Genomic DNA, 16,798 nt, shown 5'->3' with positions numbered 1-16,798 from the left:
AGGGGAGGGTCAGCTCTGTGCGGCCGGTACGGGCTCCGCCTGCTCGTCGTCGCGTTCGGCGGCGTCCTCCAGGACGATCCGGCCGATGATCTCGTACCGCGCGGGCTGCCTGGCCTTGAGGTGGAGGCCGAGGCCGAGGCCGCCGAAGAAGACGGCGCCGACGATCCACGGGATCGCCTTGAAGAAGAGGGAGTCGGCGGCGAGTCCGGCCGCGGTCTCCATGTTGACGACGAGGAGGACGACGACGGCGGTCATCGCGACGCCGCCGAGGAGGGGCGCGGTGAAGGTCCGGAACCAGTGCCGGTCCTCGGGGTGGTTCTTGCGGAAGTAGCCGATGACCGCGAAGGAGCAGAGCGTCTGCACGATGAGGATGGCCATCGTGCCGAGGATCGCGAGCAGGGTGTAGAGGTGGATGTAGGGGTCCTGGCCGGTGAGCCAGAAGGCGCCGACGAGGAGGACGGCGATGGCGCTCTGCACGTAGGAGGCGATGTACGGGGAGCCGTGCTTCGGGTGGGTGCGGCCGAGCGCCGGGTGGAGGAAGCCCTCGCGGCCGATGGCGTAGAGGTAGCGGGAGGCGCACTGGTGGAAGGCCATGCCGCAGGCGAAGGAGCCGGTGAGCAGCAGCCACTGGAAGGCGTCGACGGCCCAGGCGCCGATGAAGGTCCGGGTGGGGGCGAAGAAGAGGTCGAGCGGACTGGCGGAGGAGGACAGCTCCACCGAGCCGGTCAGGCCGTTGCCGGCGATCGTCATCCAGGAGACGTAGATGTAGAAGAGGCCGACGCCGATGACGGAGATGAGGGTGGCGCGGGGGATGACGCGCTTGGGGTCGCGGGACTCCTCGCCGTACATGGCGGTCGACTCGAAGCCGACCCAGGACCAGAAGGCGAAGAAGAGGCCGAGACCGGCGGAGGCGCCGGTGAAGGCGTTCTTCGGGTTGACCGGCTCGACGGGGATGCCGTCGGGGCCGCCGCCGTGGATCAGGACCGCGGTGGCGACCGCGAAGAGGACGGCGATCTCCGCGATGAGCATGACGCCGAGCGCCTTGGCGGTCAGGTTGATGTCGAAGTACGACAGGACGGCGGTGACGGCCAGCATGGCGGCCGCGTACAGGATCCACGGCAGGTCGACGCCGAGCTGGTCGGCGACGGTGGTCTTCGCGAAGTAGGCGAAGACGCCGACGATGGACGCCTCGAAGACGATGTAGGCGAGGACGGCGAGCATGCCGGAGGCCATGCCGGCGATCCGGCCGAGGCCGTGCGAGATGTAGCCGTAGAAGGCGCCGGCGGCGGTGATCCGCTTGGCCATGGCCACGTACCCGACGGAGAAGACGGTCAGGACGAGGGTGGCGAAGAGGTACCCGGCGGGGGCGCCGACGCCGTTGCCGAAGCCGACGGCGATGGGGAGGTTGCCGGTCATGGCGGTGATCGGCGCGGCGGTGGCCACGGCCATGAAGACGACGCCGACGAGCCCGACGGAGTTCGCCTTGAGCCGGTCGACGCGCGGGGCCGGCTGCGGGGTGGAGGTGTCTGCCATGGCGGGAGAGCATCCACCCGCGTGACGTAGGCCACAAGCGACAATCGGTCATACAAATCCCGCCGCGCCACGACGAGTTGTCGCCCCTGTGTGCGATCGGCGGCGGCCCGTGACCGTGGTGAGATGTCCAGGAAACACCATCGGCGGTAGCGTCCGCCCATGGACACGCAGGGCGGCATCACCGTACAGAGGGCACTCGAACTCCCGGGGCTCCGCAGCGGCCTGCCGGAGGTCGTCGCCGGCGCCGACCGGCTCCAGCGGACCGTGCGCTGGGTGCACGCGGGCGAGGTGCCGAACATCGCCTCCCTGCTGAAGGGCGGCGAGCTGCTGCTGACCACCGGCCTCGGCCTGGGCACCCGCCCGGCCGAGCAGCGGGCCTTCGTGCGCCGCCTCGCCGACCGGGGCATCGCGGCCCTCGTCGTGGAGCTCGGCCCCCGCTTCGCCCGCCTCCCGGCGACGATAGTGGAGACCGCCCGCGCCGCCGGGCTGCCGCTGGTCCAGCTCCACCGCGAGGTGCCGTTCGTCGCGGTCACCGAGGAGATCCACACCGAGATCGTCAACGGCCACTACGCCCTCCAGCGGCAGGCCGAGGAGGTCCACCGGCAGTGCACCGAGGCGCTGCTCGGCGGCGGCGGGGTGCCCCAGGTGCTCCGCATCCTCTCCGACTTCGCCGCGAACCCGGTCTTCCTGGAGACCGCCGACGGACAGCTGCTGTACGCGGCGGGCACCGAGTCCGGGCCGGCCGACCCGCTCCAGGTCTGGGACGGGCTGCGCGGCCAGCGCGCGGCCCGCGAGTCCGGCCCGCCGACCGGCACGGTCCTGGTCGACGTCCCCGGCGGGGGCCCCGGCAGCGGCTCGGTCCGGGCCCGGCTGGTCCTCCTCGCCGTCTCCGGCGCCCTCTCCCCCCTCCACCGGATGGCCGCCGAGCGGGCCGCGGGCCTCCTCGCGGTCGTCCTCATGCAGGCCCGGCAGGAGGAGGAGCTGGCGGCCCGCGGCCGCGGCGACTTCCTCACCGATCTCGCGGAGGGCCGGATCTCGGCGGAGGACGCCCCGGCGCAGGCCCGCGTCCTCGGCTTCAGGCCGGGCGAGGGCCCCCTGCTCCCGGTCGTCATGCGCCTCGCCCCCGAACTCTCCCCGTCCGGCAGCTGGGCGCTGCTCGCCCGCGCCGTCCACGAGGAGCTGTCCTCCGTCGGCGTCCCCGCCCTCCTGGGCGTCCGCCCGGTCGAGGGCCGGGTCCCGCTCCTGCTCGGCCTGCGCTCGGAGTCGGAGCGGACGGCGGTCGCCGACCGGGTCGCGGCGGCGCTGCGGGCCGGCGTGGAGCGGGCCGGCCTGGAGGGCGCCGGAGCGCACCCGCCGGTCGTCGTGGTCGGCATGGCCGGCGGCTGGGCGGCGGCCTCGGCGGGCCTGCGGCACGCGGCCGAGACGGCGACGGCGGCCCAGGGCCTGACGGACCGCCCCTGGTACGACGCCCGGCGCCTCGACATCGACCTGCTGCTGTGGCGGCTGCGCGACCACCCGGACCTGGCGGCCTTCGTCGACCGGGCGATCGGCCCCCTGCGCGACCACGACCGGACCTCCCGCCCCCCGCTGCTCCCCACCCTGGAGACGTACCTGGCGCACGCGGGCCGCAAGGCGGAGACGGCCCGCGAGCTCCACCTCAACCGCCAGACCCTCTACAACCGGCTCGCCCGCATCTCCGAGCTGCTCGGCACGGACCTGGACGACCCCCAGACGGTCCTGGCGCTCTCGCTGGCGCTGCGGGCCCGCCGCCACACGCCGTAGCCCCCCGTCGAACGGCTAGCGCGCCGCCAGTTCGTCGTACACGCTCAGGACGTGGGCGATCGTGTCGTCCTCCGACGGCCAGGTCCGCGCCTGTACGCGCCCCGCCGCCGCGAGGTCCATCCGCCGCTCGGCGTCCTCCAGGAGCCCCCGGACGGCCTCCGCGAGGGCGCCCGCGTCCCCGTACGGCACGAGTTCCGCCGCGTCGCCGACGAGTTCGGGCACGCCTCCGACGGCCGTGGCGACCAGGGGCACGCCGATCCGCAGGGCCTCCTGGGCCAGCAGGGACCGCGCCTCCCAGCGGGAGGGCAGCACCGCGACGTCCGCCGCGGCGAGGAGTTCGGCGACGTCGTCGCGCCGGCCGACGATCCGGACGGCGAGTCCCTCGGCGACGATCCGCCGCTGGAGCGCCGCCCGTTCGCGCCCCTCGCCGGCGATGACGAGCAGCGGCTGCGGGTCGAGCTCCCGCCACTCGCGCGCCGCGTCGAGCAGCGTCCCGTACCCCCGGCCGGGTTCGAGCGCGCCGACGGCCATGAGCAGCGGCCGGTCGACGGCGCCGAGTTCGGCCCGGGCCTTGCCGTCGTGGAGGCAGACGGGCCCGCGGGCGGCGGGCAGGGTGACGGGGGCGAGCCGCGCGTCGCGGGCCCCGCGCCGCCGGGCCCGGTCGACGAGTTCGGAGGAGGTGCCGAGGACGACGGCCGCCGCCCGCGCCGTCCGGCGCTCCAGGAGCCGTACGAGGCCGGCCCGGGCGCCCTCGGCCTGCGGCCGGCCGTGCCAGGTGGTGACGAGCGGGGTGCGGGCGAGGCCGACGCCGCCGGAGACGGCGAGCGCGGCCCGCACGGAGGCGTGCAGTCCGTGCGCGTGGACGACGTCGGCGCCGATGCAGGCGTTGCGGAGCACGCCGACGGTCGCCGGGTCGTTGCGGCGGGGCAGCGGCACGACGTGGGCGCCGGCCCCCGAGTAGTCGTAGAGGCGGTCGAGTTCGGCCGGAGCGCACACGGTCACCCGGACGCCCCTCGCCACCAGCCCCGAGGCAAGTGATCGGACGTGAGCGCTGCTGCCCGCGCTGCCGCCGCCCAGCACTTGGACCGTACGGAGCTGTGTCACGCGCCCAAGGATGCCAGCCCGGACGGCCGACCGTACGCACGTTCCGGCACCGACACCGCATCGTTCCCCGCGCCGGCGGGCGGCCGACGCCCCGGCCCCGGCCCCGAGTTCACCCACCCGGGCGAGCGCGCGAGGAATTCGGCGCGCGCCCCCCTTCGAGGGCGCACGCCTCCGATCCGCCCCCTTCCGAGGGCGCGCGCCCTCGGAGGCGTGCGCCGGGGCCCGGCCGGGCCCCGCCTCAGGCGTCGGCCCTGGCCGTGGCCAGCAGCTCCTCCGCGTGGGCCCGGGCGGTCTCCGAGTCCTCCTGCCCGGCGAGCATCCGGGAGAGCTCGCGGACCCGCTCCTCGCCCTCCAGGACGGTGACGCCGGAGCGGGTGACGGAGCCGTCGTTGGTCTTCTCCACCAGCAGCTGCCGGTCGGCGAAGGCCGCCACCTGCGGCAGGTGGGTGACCACGACGACCTGCGCGGTCCTGGCCAGCTTCGCCAGCCGACGGCCGATCTCCACCGCCGCCTTGCCGCCGACGCCCGCGTCGACCTCGTCGAAGAGGTACGTCGGCACCGGGTCGACCCCGGCGAAGACCACCTCGACGGCGAGCATCACCCGGGACAGCTCGCCGCCGGACGCGCCCTTGGCGATGGGCCGCGGCGGGGCGCCGGGGTGCGGGGCGAGCAGCAGCTCGACCTCGTCGGCGCCGGCCGGCCCGTAGGCCACCCACCGCCCGCCGACCCGGACGCCGGAGGCCTCGTCGGAGACCTCGGTCTGCCGGATGTCGAAGGACACCCGCGCGTGCGGCATGGCGAGCGAGGCCAGCTCGGCGGTGACCGCCCCGGCGAACCGGTCCGCGGCCTCGGTGCGGGCGTCGGTGAGCCGCTGCGCGAGCACCGACAGCTCGTCGCGCAGCCGGTCCCGCTCGGCGGTCAGCTCACCGGTCCGCTCGTCGTCGCCGTCCAGCTCCCCGAGCCGCCGCGCGCCCTCCTCCGCCCAGGCCAGGACGGCCGTGACGGACTCGCCGTACTTCCGCGTCAGCTGGGTGAGGGCGGCCCGCCGCTCCTCCACCGCGGCGAGCCGCAGCGGATCGGCGTCCAGGTTGTCCGCGTACCCGGCCAGCTCCTGCGCCACGTCGGCCAGCAGGATGGAGATCTCCCCCGTCCGGTCCGCGAGCGCGGCGAGCGCCGGATCGTGCGCCCGTACGGCCTCCAGGGCCCGGCCCGCCCCGCCGACCAGGGTGGTCGCGTCGACGGACTCGGGGTCCTCCGGATTGCCGGCGAGCGCGGCGTGCGCGAGCGCGGCGGCGGAGGCGAGCGCCTCGGCGTGCCCGAGCCGCTCGGCCTCGGCGGCCAGCTCCTCGTCCTCCCCGGCCCGCGGGGCGACGGCCTCGACCTCGGCCAGCCCGAAGCGCAGCAGATCGGCCTCCTGGGCTCGCTCACGTGCCCGGGTGGTGATCTCCTCCAGCTCGGCGGTGACGGCCCGCAGCCTGCGGTACACCTCCGTGTAGGCGGCGAGCGGACCGGACACCGCCTCGCCCGCGTACCGGTCGAGCGCGCCGCGCTGCCGGGCGGGCTTCAGCAGGCCCTGCTGATCGGTCTGGCCGTGCACGGCGACGAGTTCGTCGGCAAGCTCCGCCAGCAGCCCCACCGGCACCGAACGCCCGCCCAGGTGCGCCCGCGAGCGCCCCTCGGCGGAGACCGTACGGGTCACCAGCAGGGCGCCCTCGTCGAGTTCCGCCCCCGCCTCCGCGGCCCGCGCCGCCGCGGGCGCGCCGGGCGGCAGGCTGATCCGCCCCTCGACGACCGCCGAGGCGGCCCCGATCCGCACCAGGGCCGGGTCGGCCCGCCCGCCGAGCAGCAGCCCCAGGCTCGTGACGACCATGGTCTTGCCCGCGCCGGTCTCACCGGTCACCGCGGTGAAGCCGGGCGACAGCTCGACCACCGCGTCGTCGATGACCCCGAGCGACCGTATCCGCATCTCCTCCAGCACGCCCCAGACCATACGAGGTTTCCGTGCCGCGACGCGACATCGCCCCCCGTGAGGGGGCCGGTCAGTGCGGCGCGCCCCGCCAGCCCGAGACGGGCAGCGCGAACTTGGCGACGAGCCGGTCGGTGAAGGAGGCGTGGTGGAGCCGGGCGAGCCGGACCGGCACCGCGCCGCGCCGGACCTCGACCCGGGCGCCCGCGGGCAGTTCGACGGTCCGCCGCCCGTCGCACCACAGCACCCCGTGCGGGGTGTGCGGCTCGACCTCGACGGCGAGCACGGACTCGGGCGTGGTGACGAGCGGCTTGGCGAACAGCGCGTGCGCCCCGATCGGCACCATCAGCAGCGCCTCCACCTCGGGCCAGATCACCGGACCGCCCGCCGAGAAGGCGTACGCGGTCGAGCCGGTCGGCGTCGCGCAGATCACCCCGTCACAGCCGAAGCCGGTGACCGGCCGCCCGTCGATGGCGAGGACCACCTCCAGCATCCGCTCCGGGGACACCTTCTGCACGGCGGCCTCGTTGAGCGCCCAGTCGCTGTGCAGCACGTCGCCGTTCTGGTAGACGGCCACGTCGAGGGTCATCCGCTCCTCGACCTCGTACGCCCGGGTGACGACCCGGTCGACGACCTTGTCGAGGTCGTCCCGCTCGGCCTCGGCGAGGAAGCCGACGCGGCCCAGGTTGACGCCGAGCATCGGCACCCCGGAGGCGCGGGAGAACTCCGCGCCGCGCAGCAGCGTCCCGTCACCGCCGAGGACGATGATCAGCTCGCAGCCGTCGAGCGCCTCGGGACAGTGGTCCGGGATCTTCTCCACGGAGGGCGGCAGCGGCAGGTCCGCCGCCTCGGCCTCCAGGACGCGGACGCCGATGCCGCTGCGCAGCAGTCCCAGGACGACGAGCTCGGCACTGCGCACCGCGGCCGGCCGGCCGGTGTGCGCGAGCAGGAAGACGGTACGTGGTGCCTGTGGTGCCGCTGATGCTGTCAACGAGGTCCCTCCGCCACGGCGCGGTCGACGTCAGCCGGATCGAGTGCGGGCGCGCCGGCCCGCAGCCACAGAAAGTACTCGACGTTCCCCGACGGCCCGGGCAGCGGGCTGGCGGTGACGCCGAGCACCCCGAGCCCGAGCTCCGCCGCCTGCCGGGCGACGTTCTTCACGGCGTCGGCGCGCAGCTCGGCGCTGCGGACGACGCCTCCGGAGCCGAGCCGCTCCTTGCCCACCTCGAACTGCGGCTTGACCATCAGGACGAGGTCGGCGCCGGGCGCGGTGCAGGCGACCAGCGCGGGCAGCACGAGCCCGAGCGGGATGAAGGAGAGGTCGCCGACGACGAGGTCGACGGGGACGCCGTCGATCGCGTCCAGGGTCAGCTCGCGCACGTTGGTGCGGTCCTTCACGGTGACCCGCTCGTCGCTCTGGAGCGACCAGGCGAGCTGTCCGTAGCCGACGTCGACGGCGACGACGTGCCCGGCGCCGGAGCGCAGCAGCACGTCGGTGAAGCCGCCGGTGGAGGCGCCCGCGTCGAGCGCCCGCCGGCCGGCGACCTCCAGGCCGAGGGGGACGAAGGCCTCGAAGGCGCCGGCGAGCTTGTGCCCGCCGCGCGAGACGTAGTCGGGGTCGGAGTCGTCCTGGGAGACGACGATCGCCGCGGCGGTCTCGACCTGGGTGGCGGACTTGGTGGCGACGGTCTTGCCGACGGTCACCCGGCCCGCGGCGATCAGCTGGCCGGCGTGCTCGCGCGAGCGGGCGAGCTTGCGCCGGACCAGCTCGGCGTCGAGTCGGCGGCGTGCCACTCCTGCCACGTTGGGTTCAGCTCCTGGGGTCGTGCGGACGGGGTGCGGAGGCCGGGTGCGCGTCGAGCGTGGTCAGCTCGGCGCCCAGTCCTCGGTGTACATCCTCGTACACCGCGAGGTGTCCCTCCGCCGGGAGGTGGTCGGCCTCGGCCAGCCGCTCCAGGAGCGCGTCGACGGCCGGCAGCCCGGTGGCCTCCCGGTCCACCCCCAGCGGCGCGGCCGCGGCCGGCGCGTCCACCGCTCCCCCGGCGCCGTCCCCGGAGCCCGTACCGGCGTCCTCCGCCGTCTCCGGCCCGGCCTCCGCCGACGTCATCGCTTCGCTCATGCCCCGACGCTACCGCGAAGCCCTGGGGTACGGTCGACGGCGATGGCGACGATCACGGAGTGCCGCGACGCACTCGACAAGCTGGCGGACGGCCTCGCGCGCGCGGACGGCGACGTCCGGGGCGCGGCGGCGCTCGACCGCACCCTGAGCTGCCACCTCACGGACCTCGACACGACCTTCACCGGCCGGCTCGCGGGCGGCCGGATGACCGTCGGGTCGACGGTGTCCGGACCACCGCGCGAGAAGGCCCAGATCCGCCTCACGATGACCGGCGACGACCTGGTCGCGCTGGTGGACGGCCGGCTGAACTTCGCCAGGGCGTGGGCCTCCGGCCGGGTCGGGCTGGAGGCCGGCTTCCGCGACCTGCTGCGGCTGCGCTCACTTCTGTAGCGCGGGCTCCTGGGCGTCGCCCCGCGCGGCCTCCTGGGCGGGCACGGGCCGCCGGGCCCGCGCCTGCCGTCCCGCCGGGACGACGAGCGGGGTGCCCGTCTCCGGGTCGTCGATGACCTGGCAGCGCAGCCCGAAGACCCGCTCGACCAGCTCGGCGGTCACCACCTCGGACGGCGGGCCCTCGGCGACGACCTCGCCGCCGCGCACCGCGATGAGGTGGGTGGCGTACCGGGCCGCGTGGTTGAGGTCGTGCAGGACGGCGACGAGCGTCCGGCCCTGCGTCTCGTGCAGCTCGGCACAGAGGTCGAGGACGTCGATCTGGTGCTGGATGTCGAGGTAGGTGGTGGGCTCGTCGAGGAGCAGCAGCGGGGTCTGCTGGGCGAGGGCCATGGCGATCCACACCCGCTGGCGCTGCCCGCCGGACAGCTCGTCGACGAACCGGTCGGCCAGCTCGGCGACCCCGGTGGACTCCATCGACTCCTGGACGATCCGCTCGTCCTCGGGCGACCACTGCCGCAGCAGGCCCTGGTGCGGGTAGCGGCCCCGGGCGACGAGGTCGGCGACGGTGATGCCGTCGGGCGCGACCGACGACTGCGGCAGCAGGCCGAGGGTGCGGGCGACCTTCTTCGCCGGCATCGAGTGGATCGACTGGCCGTCGAGCAGCACCCGGCCCTCCGCCGGCTTGAGCATCCGGGACAGGGCGCGCAGCAGCGTGGACTTGCCGCAGGCGTTGGGGCCGACGATGACCGTGAAGGAGTGGTCCGGGATCTCGACGGACAGGTCGCGGGCGATGACCCGCTGCTCGTACGCGAGGGTGACCGACTCGGCCCCGAGCCGCTGCTGCTGCCGATCGCTCATGGGGGTGCTCCTGGTGTCCGGTACGGATGCGTGCGGGGGTGAGGTGGTCATATCCGGCCCGCCTTGCGCTCGCTGACGAGCAGCCAGAGCAGGTAGCAGCCGCCGAGGATGCCGGTGATGACGCCGACGGGCAGCTGCCGCTCGCCGAAGGCGTTCCCGGCGATCCAGTCGGCGCCCAGCAGCAGGGCGGAGCCCATGACGGCGGACACCGCCAGGTTCGGGCCGGGCGCGCGGGTCAGCCGGCGGGCCAGCTGCGGGGCGCTGAGGGAGACGAAGACGATGGGGCCGGCCGCCGAGGTGGCGACGGCGACGAGCAGGACGGCGGAGGCCATCAGGACGATCCGGGTGCGCTCGACCTTCACGCCGAGCGCGTACGCGGCGTCGTCGCCCATCTCCAGCATCCGCAGCGCCCGCCCGTGGCCGAGGACCAGCGGCACCAGCACGCAGCAGACGGCGAGCAGCGGCCAGAACTGGGCCCAGTCGCGCCCGTCGAGGGAGCCGGTCATCCACACGGTGGCGCGGGTGGCGTCCGTCAGGCTGGCCTTGGTGATGAGGTAGTGGATGACGGAGGTCAGCATGGCGGCGGCGCCGATGCCGACGAGCACCAGCCGGTAGCCGTGCACGCCCCGCTTCCAGGCCAGCAGGTAGATCACGACGCCGGTGGCGACACCGCCGGCGACCGCCCCGAGGGCGGTGGCGACGGCGCTGCCCTGGAAGAGGACGATCACGGTCAGCGCGCCGACGGTGGCGCCCTGGCCGAAGCCGATGACGTCGGGGCTGCCCAGCGGGTTGCGGGAGACCGACTGGAAGACGGCCCCGCCGAGGGCGAGCGCGGCGCCGACGAGGATCGCGACGAGGACCCGCGGGAGCCGCAGCTCCATGACGGCGAACTCCTGGACGGCCGTCCCCCTGCCGAGGAGGGTGTCGACGACCTCGCCCGGCGTCATCGGGAAGTCGCCGGTGCCGACGAGGACGATGCCGAGTCCGAGGGTGAGCAGGATCAGCCCGAGGCCACAGAGCGCGGCCCGCGGCTCGTACCGCAGGGAGAGTCCGCCGCCGGTCCGCAGGGTCTTGGTGGTCACAGCTGGGCCATCCTCTTGCGGCGTACGAGTCGGATGAAGACGGGACCGCCGACGAGGGCCGTCACGATGCCGACCTGGAGTTCGGCGGGCCGGACGAGGACCCGGCCGAGGACGTCGGAGCCGAGCAGCAGCACGGGCGCGAGCACGGCCGCGTACGGCAGGATCCACCGCATGTCGGGGCCGGTGATCGCCCGGACCATGTACGGCACCATCAGGCCGAGGAAGATGATCGGCCCGCAGGCGGCCGTCGCGGCGCCGCACATCAGGGTGACGGCGAGCATGGCGACGAGCCGGGTCCGGTTGATGCTCACGCCGAGCGCGCGGGCCGCGTCGTCGCCCATCTCCATGGCGTTGAGCGGTCGCGCGATGCCGAGCGCCAGCACGGCGCCGACGAGGATGAACGGCGCGACCCGGCCGACGGTGGCCGTGTCGGCGGAGGCCAGCGAGCCGACGGTCCAGAAGCGGAGCCGGTCGAGGGCGGCGGAGTCGAGCAGCTGGACGGCGTTGACGAAGCCGTACAGGGCGGCGGTGGCGGCCGTGCCGGCGAGCGCGAGCCGCACCGGCGTGGCGCTGCGGCTGCCGCCGAGCGCGTACACGACGACGGAGACGACGGCGGCGCCGACGAAGGCGAACCACACGTAGTCGCGGACGTCGGTGACGCCGAGGAAGGCGATGGCCGAGACGACGGCGGCGGCCGCGCCCGCGTTCACCCCGAGCAGTCCGGGCTCCGCCAGCGGGTTGCGGGTGAGCCCCTGCATCACCGCGCCGGCCAGGCCGAGCGCCAGGCCGACGAGCAGCCCGAGCAGGGTGCGCGGCACCCGCACGTCGTGGATGACGACGTCGTTGCCGACGCCGCTGTTGTGGAACAGTCCGTGCCACACGTCGTCGAACGGCACCGGCTTGGCACCGATCATGATGCTCAGGACACAGACAAGCAGCAGGACGCCGGCGGCGGCGAGCAGCCCGAGGGCGCGCACGGAGTTCCGGCGCCTCGGGGTCTGCCCGGCCTTCACCGGCTCCGCGCTCGTACGGGAGGGACTCTCGACCAACACCCGGTTAGGTTAGCCTACCCAACATTGATCTAGCAGGGGCCGGTCGCCCCGAATCCCCCGGGGCCCTCCGACAACCCCGGAACGGGCCGCGCCAGGGCCCTGGCCGCGCCGGAACCCGGCCCGCCCCACGCCCCGTCACGCCCGGGCCCCTACAGCCCGAGCCGCGCCAGCGCCTTCCCCGCGTCGAGCCCGCACGCCCCGGCCCCGGCCCACGTCCACGCCGCCCCGCACAGCGCCCGCAACCCGTCGAGCACCTCGGCCTCCGCGCCCTCCGCACCCTCCAGTACGAGCGCGTCCCCGCTCACCGAGGCCCGCCACCCCCCGCACCGGAAGCCGCCGTCGCCGTCCGCCACGACCTCCGGCTGTCCGGCGAGCAGCCCCCGCAGGTCCGCCGCCACGTACGTCGGCCGGTGCTCCGGCACCGCCGCCAGGAGCGTCGCCGCGTCGGTCACCCCCGTCAGCACCAGCAGCGAGTCGACGCCCCCGTGGAAGGCGCCCTCGATGTCGGTGTCCAGCCGGTCCCCGACGACCAGCGGCCGCTCCGCCCCGGTCCGCAGCACGGTCTCCCGGTGCATCGGCGGCTGCGGCTTCCCCGCCACCCGGGGCTCGACCCGGCCGCCGGTGGCGATGCGCACGACCTCGACGGCGGCGCCGTTCCCGGGCCCGATCCCGCGCGCGCCCGGAATCGTCAGGTCGGTGTTGGAGGCGTACCAGGGCACGCCCCGCCCGATCGCGTACGCCGCCTCCGCGAACCGGCCCCAGGCCATGTCCGGCCCGCCGTAGCCCTGCACCACGGCCACCGGCTCGTCGTCGGCCGACTCGACGGGCACGAGCCCCCGCTCGCGCAGCGCCACCCGCAGCCCCTCGCCGCCCACGAGGAGCACCCTCGCCCCCTCCGGCACGTCCCCGGCGACGAGCCGGGCCACGGCCTGCGCCGAGGTGACGACGTCCCCCGGCTCGGCCGGCACGCCCAGCTCGGTGAGGTGCGCGGCTACCGCGTCCGGTGTCCGCAGCGCGTTGTTCGTCACGTACGCGAGCCGCATCCCGCCGTCCCGCGCCGCCCCGAGCGCCTCCACGGCGTACGGGATCGCCGCCCCGCCCGCGAAGTACACGACCCCGTCGAGGTCGAGCAGCGCCGTGTCGTACGCCGTGCTCAGCGCGACCGCGCTGCCGCCGGGCCGGCTCCGTTCCGTCCGCCGCTCCTGGCCGTCTCGCGCCATGACCACCCGCTCCTCACTCACCGCCGGTAAATCCCCGCTCCCCCGATCATCGCTCATCCCCGCCGCGCGCCTACGATGACGAGATGAACACCTCAGGTCACGCGGCCGACGCCGTCCGCGACGACACGGCGGGGCTGCGCCTGCATCCGTTCCGCGGCATCCGGTACGTCCCCGAGCGGGTCGGCAGTCTCGCGGCCGTCACGTCCCCGCCCTACGACGTCGTCGTACGACCTGACGGGCTGCTCCACCTGGAGTCCGCCGACCCGCACAACATCGTCCGGCTGATCCTCCCCCAGGCGGTCACGGCGGGCACCCGCCACCGCAAGGCGGCGGTCACGCTGGACCGCTGGCTGGCCGAGGGCGTCCTCGCCCCCGACCCGGGCCCCGCGCTGTACGTGTACGAGCAGCGGGGCGACGGGATCCTCCAGCGCGGCATCATCGGCGCCCTCGAACTCAGCACCCCCGACGAGGGGATCGTCCTCCCCCACGAGGACGTCATGCCGCACGTGGTCGAGGACCGCGCCGCCCTGATGCGCACCACCGCGGCCAACCTGGAGCCGCTGCTCCTCACCTACCCGGGCGACGGCGACGGCGCGGACTCGGTGATCGAGGCCGCCGTGCGGCGCGAGCCGCTGCTGGCCACGACCACCGAGGACGGTTTCCACCACCGGCTGTGGGCGGTCACCGACCCGGCCGAGCAGGCTGCGGTCACGGCCGAACTCGCCCGCCACCAGGCGCTCATCGCGGACGGCCACCACCGCTGGGCGACCTATCTGCGGCTCCGCGCCGAGCACCCCTCCCCCGGTCCCTGGAACCAGGGTCTGGTGCTCCTCATCGACACGGTCCGCTATCCCCTGCGGGTCCGCGCGATCCACCGCCTGCTGAGCCGGCTGCCGGTCGCGGACGCCCTCGAAGCGGTCGGCGGCTCCTTCCGGGTCCGCCGCGTCGAACGTCCCCTCCCCGAGGCCCTGGAGGCGCTGGCCGAGGCCGCCGCCGAGGGCAACGCCTTCCTCCTCGCGGGCGACGGCGCCTTCCACCTCCTGGACCGCCCCGACCCGGCCCTGCTGGCCCGCACGGTCCGCACCGACCGTCCGGAGGCCTGGCGCACCCTGGACGCGACGGTCCTGCACGCCACGCTCCTGGAGCACGTCTGGCACGTCCCGGACGCCCCCGAGGACATCGCCTACATCCACGACACCGCGGCGGCCGTCGACCAGGCCGAGCGCCGGGGCGGCACGGCGGTCCTGATGCATCCGGTGCGGGAGGAGGTCGTCCGCGACCTGGCCCGCCAGGGCGTCACGATGCCCCGCAAGTCGACGTCCTTCGGCCCCAAGCCGGCGACGGGGCTGGTGCTGCGCAGCCTGGCCCTCGACTGACGCCCGCAGGACGAGGAGACGGGAAAGGGGCGGCACCCACCGGGTGCCGCCCCTTCCTCATGTCACCGAGCCTCAGCGCCGGTCGTCCTCGTCGACGATGTCCTCGTCGGTGACGTCGTCGGCCACGTCGCGCTCGTCGTCCCGCTCGTCGGCCGCCAGGACTCCGTCCCCGTCCTCGTCCTCGTCCTCGTCGAAGGCGTCGACGAACTCGACCCCGTCGAGCTCGGCGAGGCGGTCGGAGGCGTCCGTCGCCCCGTCCTTGTCGGCCTCCAGGGCCTTGGCGAACCACTCCCTGGCCTCCTGCTCCCGCTCGGCGGCGAGCAGGGCGTCGGCGTAGGCGTACCGCAGTCGCGCGGTCCACGGGTGGGTGGCGTTGGACGCCAGCTCGGGGCTCTGCAGGGTCACGATGGCGGCCTCCAGCTGCCCCATGTCCCGGCGGGCGCCGGCGGCGACGAGCCGCATCTCGACCTGTCCGGCCTTGTCGAGCTTCTGTACCTCGGGCTCGCCGGCCATGGCGAGCGCCCGCTCGGGCCGGCCGAGGCCGCGCTCGCAGTCGGCCATGACGGGCCACAGGTCCACGCCGCCGCTCATCCGGCGCGCGGCACGGAACTCGGCCAGCGCCTCGGAGTACTTCTGGTTGGCGTACGCGGCGAAGCCGGCGGCCTCGCGGACGGCGGCGACGCGCGAGGCGAGCCGCAGCGCGACCCGGGAGTAGCCGTAGGCCTTCTCCGGGTCCTCGTCGATCAGCTGCGCCACCATGACCAGGTTGCGGGCGACGTCGTCGGCCAGCCCCTTGGGCAGGCTCATCAGTTCCTGGCGCACATCGGGGTCGATCTCCTCGCCGGTGACCTCCGGCGGGATCGGCAGACGCTTGAGGGGCGCGCGGTCGCTCCGCTCCCGGTCCCCGCGGTACCCGCCCCGGTCGCCGCGGTCGTCCCGGCCCCGGTACCCACCGCGATCGCCGCCCCGGTCGTCCCGCCCACGGAACCCACCACGGTCGTCGCGGCGGAAGCCGCCACCACGGCTGTCGCCACCACGGTCGTCCCGACGGAACCCACCACCGCGCTGGTCGCCACCGCGGTCGTCACGGCGGAAACCGCCGCCACGGTTGTCGTCCCGGCGGTCGTCACGCGGGTACGAGGGCCGGTCGTCGCGACGGAACGACGAAGGCCGCTCGTCCCGACGGTCATCACGCCGGAAACCGCCACCACGGTTGTCGCCACCCCGGTCGTCACGGCGGAAGCCGCCACCGCGCTGGTCGTCCCGCCGGTCGTCACGCGGGTACGAAGGCCGGTCGTCGCGACGGTAGCCGCCGCCCCGGTTGTCGCCACCGCGGTCGTCGCGGCGGAAGCCGCCGCCACGGTTGTCGTCACGTCGGTCGTCACGCGGGTACGAGGGCCGGTCGTCGCGACGGAACGACGAAGGCCGCTCGTCCCGACGGTCATCACGCCGGAAACCGCCACCGCCACGGTTGTCGCCACCCCGGTCGTCACGGCGGTAGCCACCGCCCCGGTTGTCGCCGCCCCGGTCGTCGCGACGGAAGCCGCCGCCACCGCGCTGGTCGCCGCCGCGGTCGTCACGGCGGAACCCGCCACCGCGCTGGTCGTCCCGACGCTCGTCACGTCGGTCGTCACGCGGGAAGGAAGGCCGGTCGTCGCGACGGAACGACGAAGGCCGCTCGTCCCGACGGTCATCACGCCGGAAACCGCCACCGCCACGGTTGTCGCCACCCCGGTCGTCACGGCGGAAGCCGCCGCCACCACGCTGGTCACTGCCGCGGTAGCCACCGCCGCCGCCACGGTTGTCGTCGCGACGGAAGCCGCCGCCACCGCGCTGGTCACCGCCGCGGTTGTCGTCGCGGCGGAAACCGCCACCGCCACGGTTGTCGCCACCGCGGTCGTCGCGGCGGTAGCCGCCGCCACCGCGGTTGTCGTCGCGACGGAAGCCGCCCCCGCCGCGGTTGTCACCGCGGTTGTCACCGCGGTTGTCGTCACGGCGGGGCCCACGGAAGCCGCCCCGGTCGCCACCGGCACCGTCCCTGCGACGCGGCTCGCGCTCCGGACGGTCGTCGGGAGAGTTGGTGGACATCGGTGTGACTCCTGTCTTCGGGTACTGCAGTCATTCTCGCGCAGCCGGCACTCGGCCGCGCCTCGGAAAAGTCAAGCAAAAACAAAAGGACCCCTGGTCCCAGCGTGAACGCTGGGACCAGGGGTCCTGAAGAATTGTTCGGCGGTGTCCTACTCTCCCACAGGGTCCCCCCTGCAGTACCATCGGCGCTGAAAGGCTTAGCTTCCGGGTTCGGAATGTAACCGGGCG

The 16,798-nt window shown here is 74.9% G+C and carries 15 protein-coding genes and 1 rRNA gene; 3 read left to right on the top strand and 13 right to left on the bottom strand.

Going from position 1 to position 16,798, the window contains the following annotated elements:
• Positions 1–9 precede the first annotated feature (9 nt).
• Entirely contained in the window at positions 10–1,533 is a 1,524-nt protein-coding gene (locus tag ACFW6A_RS35200; RefSeq protein ID WP_351853366.1) for an APC family permease, read from the bottom strand.
• Positions 1,534–1,692: 159 nt separating this feature from the next.
• On the opposite strand from ACFW6A_RS35200, the gene ACFW6A_RS35195 reads away from it, so the two are divergent.
• The gene (locus tag ACFW6A_RS35195; protein ID WP_386645668.1) at positions 1,693–3,315 is read left to right on the top strand and encodes a PucR family transcriptional regulator; all 1,623 of its coding nucleotides are present in this window, start codon (positions 1,693–1,695) and stop codon (positions 3,313–3,315) included.
• Between the two features lie 15 nt (positions 3,316–3,330).
• Here the strand turns inward: ACFW6A_RS35195 and ACFW6A_RS35190 are convergent, their stop codons facing one another.
• The 5 genes from ACFW6A_RS35190 to ACFW6A_RS35170 all read right to left on the bottom strand — a co-directional run bounded on the left by ACFW6A_RS35190 (position 3,331) and on the right by ACFW6A_RS35170 (position 8,504).
• A complete protein-coding gene (locus ACFW6A_RS35190) occupies positions 3,331–4,419 on the bottom strand; it encodes a glycosyltransferase family 4 protein (RefSeq protein ID WP_386645665.1) in 1,089 nt (362 codons plus the stop codon).
• 238 nt (positions 4,420–4,657) lie between these two features.
• Entirely contained in the window at positions 4,658–6,409 is a 1,752-nt protein-coding gene (gene recN / locus ACFW6A_RS35185) for a DNA repair protein RecN (protein ID WP_386484048.1), read from the bottom strand.
• Positions 6,410–6,458: 49 nt separating this feature from the next.
• The gene (locus tag ACFW6A_RS35180) at positions 6,459–7,376 is read right to left on the bottom strand and encodes an NAD kinase (RefSeq protein WP_351856741.1); all 918 of its coding nucleotides are present in this window, start codon (positions 7,374–7,376) and stop codon (positions 6,459–6,461) included.
• Positions 7,373–8,188: a TlyA family RNA methyltransferase gene (locus ACFW6A_RS35175; RefSeq protein WP_351856744.1), complete on the bottom strand. Its 816-nt coding sequence runs from the start codon at positions 8,186–8,188 to the stop codon at positions 7,373–7,375. The genes ACFW6A_RS35180 and ACFW6A_RS35175 overlap by 4 nt, the downstream gene beginning before the upstream one ends.
• 7 nt (positions 8,189–8,195) lie before the next feature.
• Complete coding sequence (locus ACFW6A_RS35170; protein WP_386645662.1) at positions 8,196–8,504, bottom strand: hypothetical protein; 309 nt, start codon at positions 8,502–8,504, stop codon at positions 8,196–8,198.
• Positions 8,505–8,546: 42 nt separating this feature from the next.
• Here ACFW6A_RS35170 and ACFW6A_RS35165 point away from each other — a divergent pair, with 42 nt between their 5' ends.
• Complete coding sequence (locus ACFW6A_RS35165) at positions 8,547–8,894, top strand: SCP2 sterol-binding domain-containing protein (RefSeq protein WP_351856748.1); 348 nt, start codon at positions 8,547–8,549, stop codon at positions 8,892–8,894.
• Here ACFW6A_RS35165 and ACFW6A_RS35160 read toward each other — a convergent pair.
• The 4 genes from ACFW6A_RS35160 to ACFW6A_RS35145 form a co-directional block, all read right to left on the bottom strand.
• On the bottom strand, positions 8,883–9,752 hold the full coding sequence (locus ACFW6A_RS35160; RefSeq protein ID WP_386645659.1) for an ABC transporter ATP-binding protein: 870 nt from the start codon (positions 9,750–9,752) through the stop codon (positions 8,883–8,885). The two genes, ACFW6A_RS35165 and ACFW6A_RS35160, sit on opposite strands and share 12 nt — an antisense overlap.
• Positions 9,753–9,799: 47 nt before the next feature.
• Positions 9,800–10,834 carry an iron chelate uptake ABC transporter family permease subunit gene (locus ACFW6A_RS35155; RefSeq protein ID WP_351856752.1) on the bottom strand — a complete coding sequence of 345 codons (1,035 nt, stop codon included), beginning with the start codon at positions 10,832–10,834 and terminating at the stop codon, positions 9,800–9,802.
• Positions 10,831–11,886, bottom strand: a complete 1,056-nt coding sequence (locus ACFW6A_RS35150; RefSeq protein ID WP_386645656.1) for an iron chelate uptake ABC transporter family permease subunit — start codon at positions 11,884–11,886, stop codon at positions 10,831–10,833. Before ACFW6A_RS35150 ends, ACFW6A_RS35155 begins: the two co-directional genes overlap by 4 nt.
• 149 nt (positions 11,887–12,035) lie before the next feature.
• Positions 12,036–13,106, bottom strand: a complete 1,071-nt coding sequence (locus ACFW6A_RS35145) for an HAD hydrolase-like protein (protein ID WP_351856754.1) — start codon at positions 13,104–13,106, stop codon at positions 12,036–12,038.
• 83 nt (positions 13,107–13,189) lie between these two features.
• Between ACFW6A_RS35145 and ACFW6A_RS35140 the strand changes: the two genes are divergently transcribed.
• Positions 13,190–14,482: a DUF1015 domain-containing protein gene (locus tag ACFW6A_RS35140; protein ID WP_351856756.1), complete on the top strand. Its 1,293-nt coding sequence runs from the start codon at positions 13,190–13,192 to the stop codon at positions 14,480–14,482.
• Positions 14,483–14,554: 72 nt separating this feature from the next.
• Here the strand turns inward: ACFW6A_RS35140 and ACFW6A_RS35135 are convergent, their stop codons facing one another.
• The 3 genes from ACFW6A_RS35135 to rrf all read right to left on the bottom strand — a co-directional run.
• Positions 14,555–15,349, bottom strand: a complete 795-nt coding sequence (locus tag ACFW6A_RS35135; protein WP_351856760.1) for a hypothetical protein — start codon at positions 15,347–15,349, stop codon at positions 14,555–14,557.
• Positions 15,289–16,476: a hypothetical protein gene (locus tag ACFW6A_RS35130; RefSeq protein ID WP_386645690.1), complete on the bottom strand. Its 1,188-nt coding sequence runs from the start codon at positions 16,474–16,476 to the stop codon at positions 15,289–15,291. Before ACFW6A_RS35130 ends, ACFW6A_RS35135 begins: the two co-directional genes overlap by 61 nt.
• A 230-nt stretch (positions 16,477–16,706) precedes the next feature.
• Positions 16,707–16,798, bottom strand: a 5S ribosomal RNA gene (rrf, locus tag ACFW6A_RS35125); the annotation flags it as partial.

The sequence above is a fragment of the Streptomyces sp. NPDC058758 genome, from assembly GCF_042746075.1.
GTDB lineage: Bacteria > Actinomycetota > Actinomycetes > Streptomycetales > Streptomycetaceae > Streptomyces.
This window is presented reverse-complemented; position numbering and strand designations above follow the sequence as displayed.

Bases quoted from the DNA above. Each gene is read 5' to 3' on its own strand.
- recN (WP_386484048.1), bottom strand. From the start codon at position 6,409: ATGGTCTGGGGCGTGCTGGAGGAGATGCGGATACGGTCGCTCGGGGTC.
- ACFW6A_RS35195 (WP_386645668.1), top strand. From the start codon at position 1,693: ATGGACACGCAGGGCGGCATCACCGTACAGAGGGCACTCGAACTCCCG.
- ACFW6A_RS35165 (WP_351856748.1), top strand. From the start codon at position 8,547: ATGGCGACGATCACGGAGTGCCGCGACGCACTCGACAAGCTGGCGGAC.
- ACFW6A_RS35170 (WP_386645662.1), bottom strand. From the start codon at position 8,504: ATGAGCGAAGCGATGACGTCGGCGGAGGCCGGGCCGGAGACGGCGGAG.
- ACFW6A_RS35140 (WP_351856756.1), top strand. From the start codon at position 13,190: ATGAACACCTCAGGTCACGCGGCCGACGCCGTCCGCGACGACACGGCG.
- ACFW6A_RS35200 (WP_351853366.1), bottom strand. From the start codon at position 1,533: ATGGCAGACACCTCCACCCCGCAGCCGGCCCCGCGCGTCGACCGGCTC.
- ACFW6A_RS35145 (WP_351856754.1), bottom strand. From the start codon at position 13,106: ATGGCGCGAGACGGCCAGGAGCGGCGGACGGAACGGAGCCGGCCCGGC.
- ACFW6A_RS35160 (WP_386645659.1), bottom strand. From the start codon at position 9,752: ATGAGCGATCGGCAGCAGCAGCGGCTCGGGGCCGAGTCGGTCACCCTC.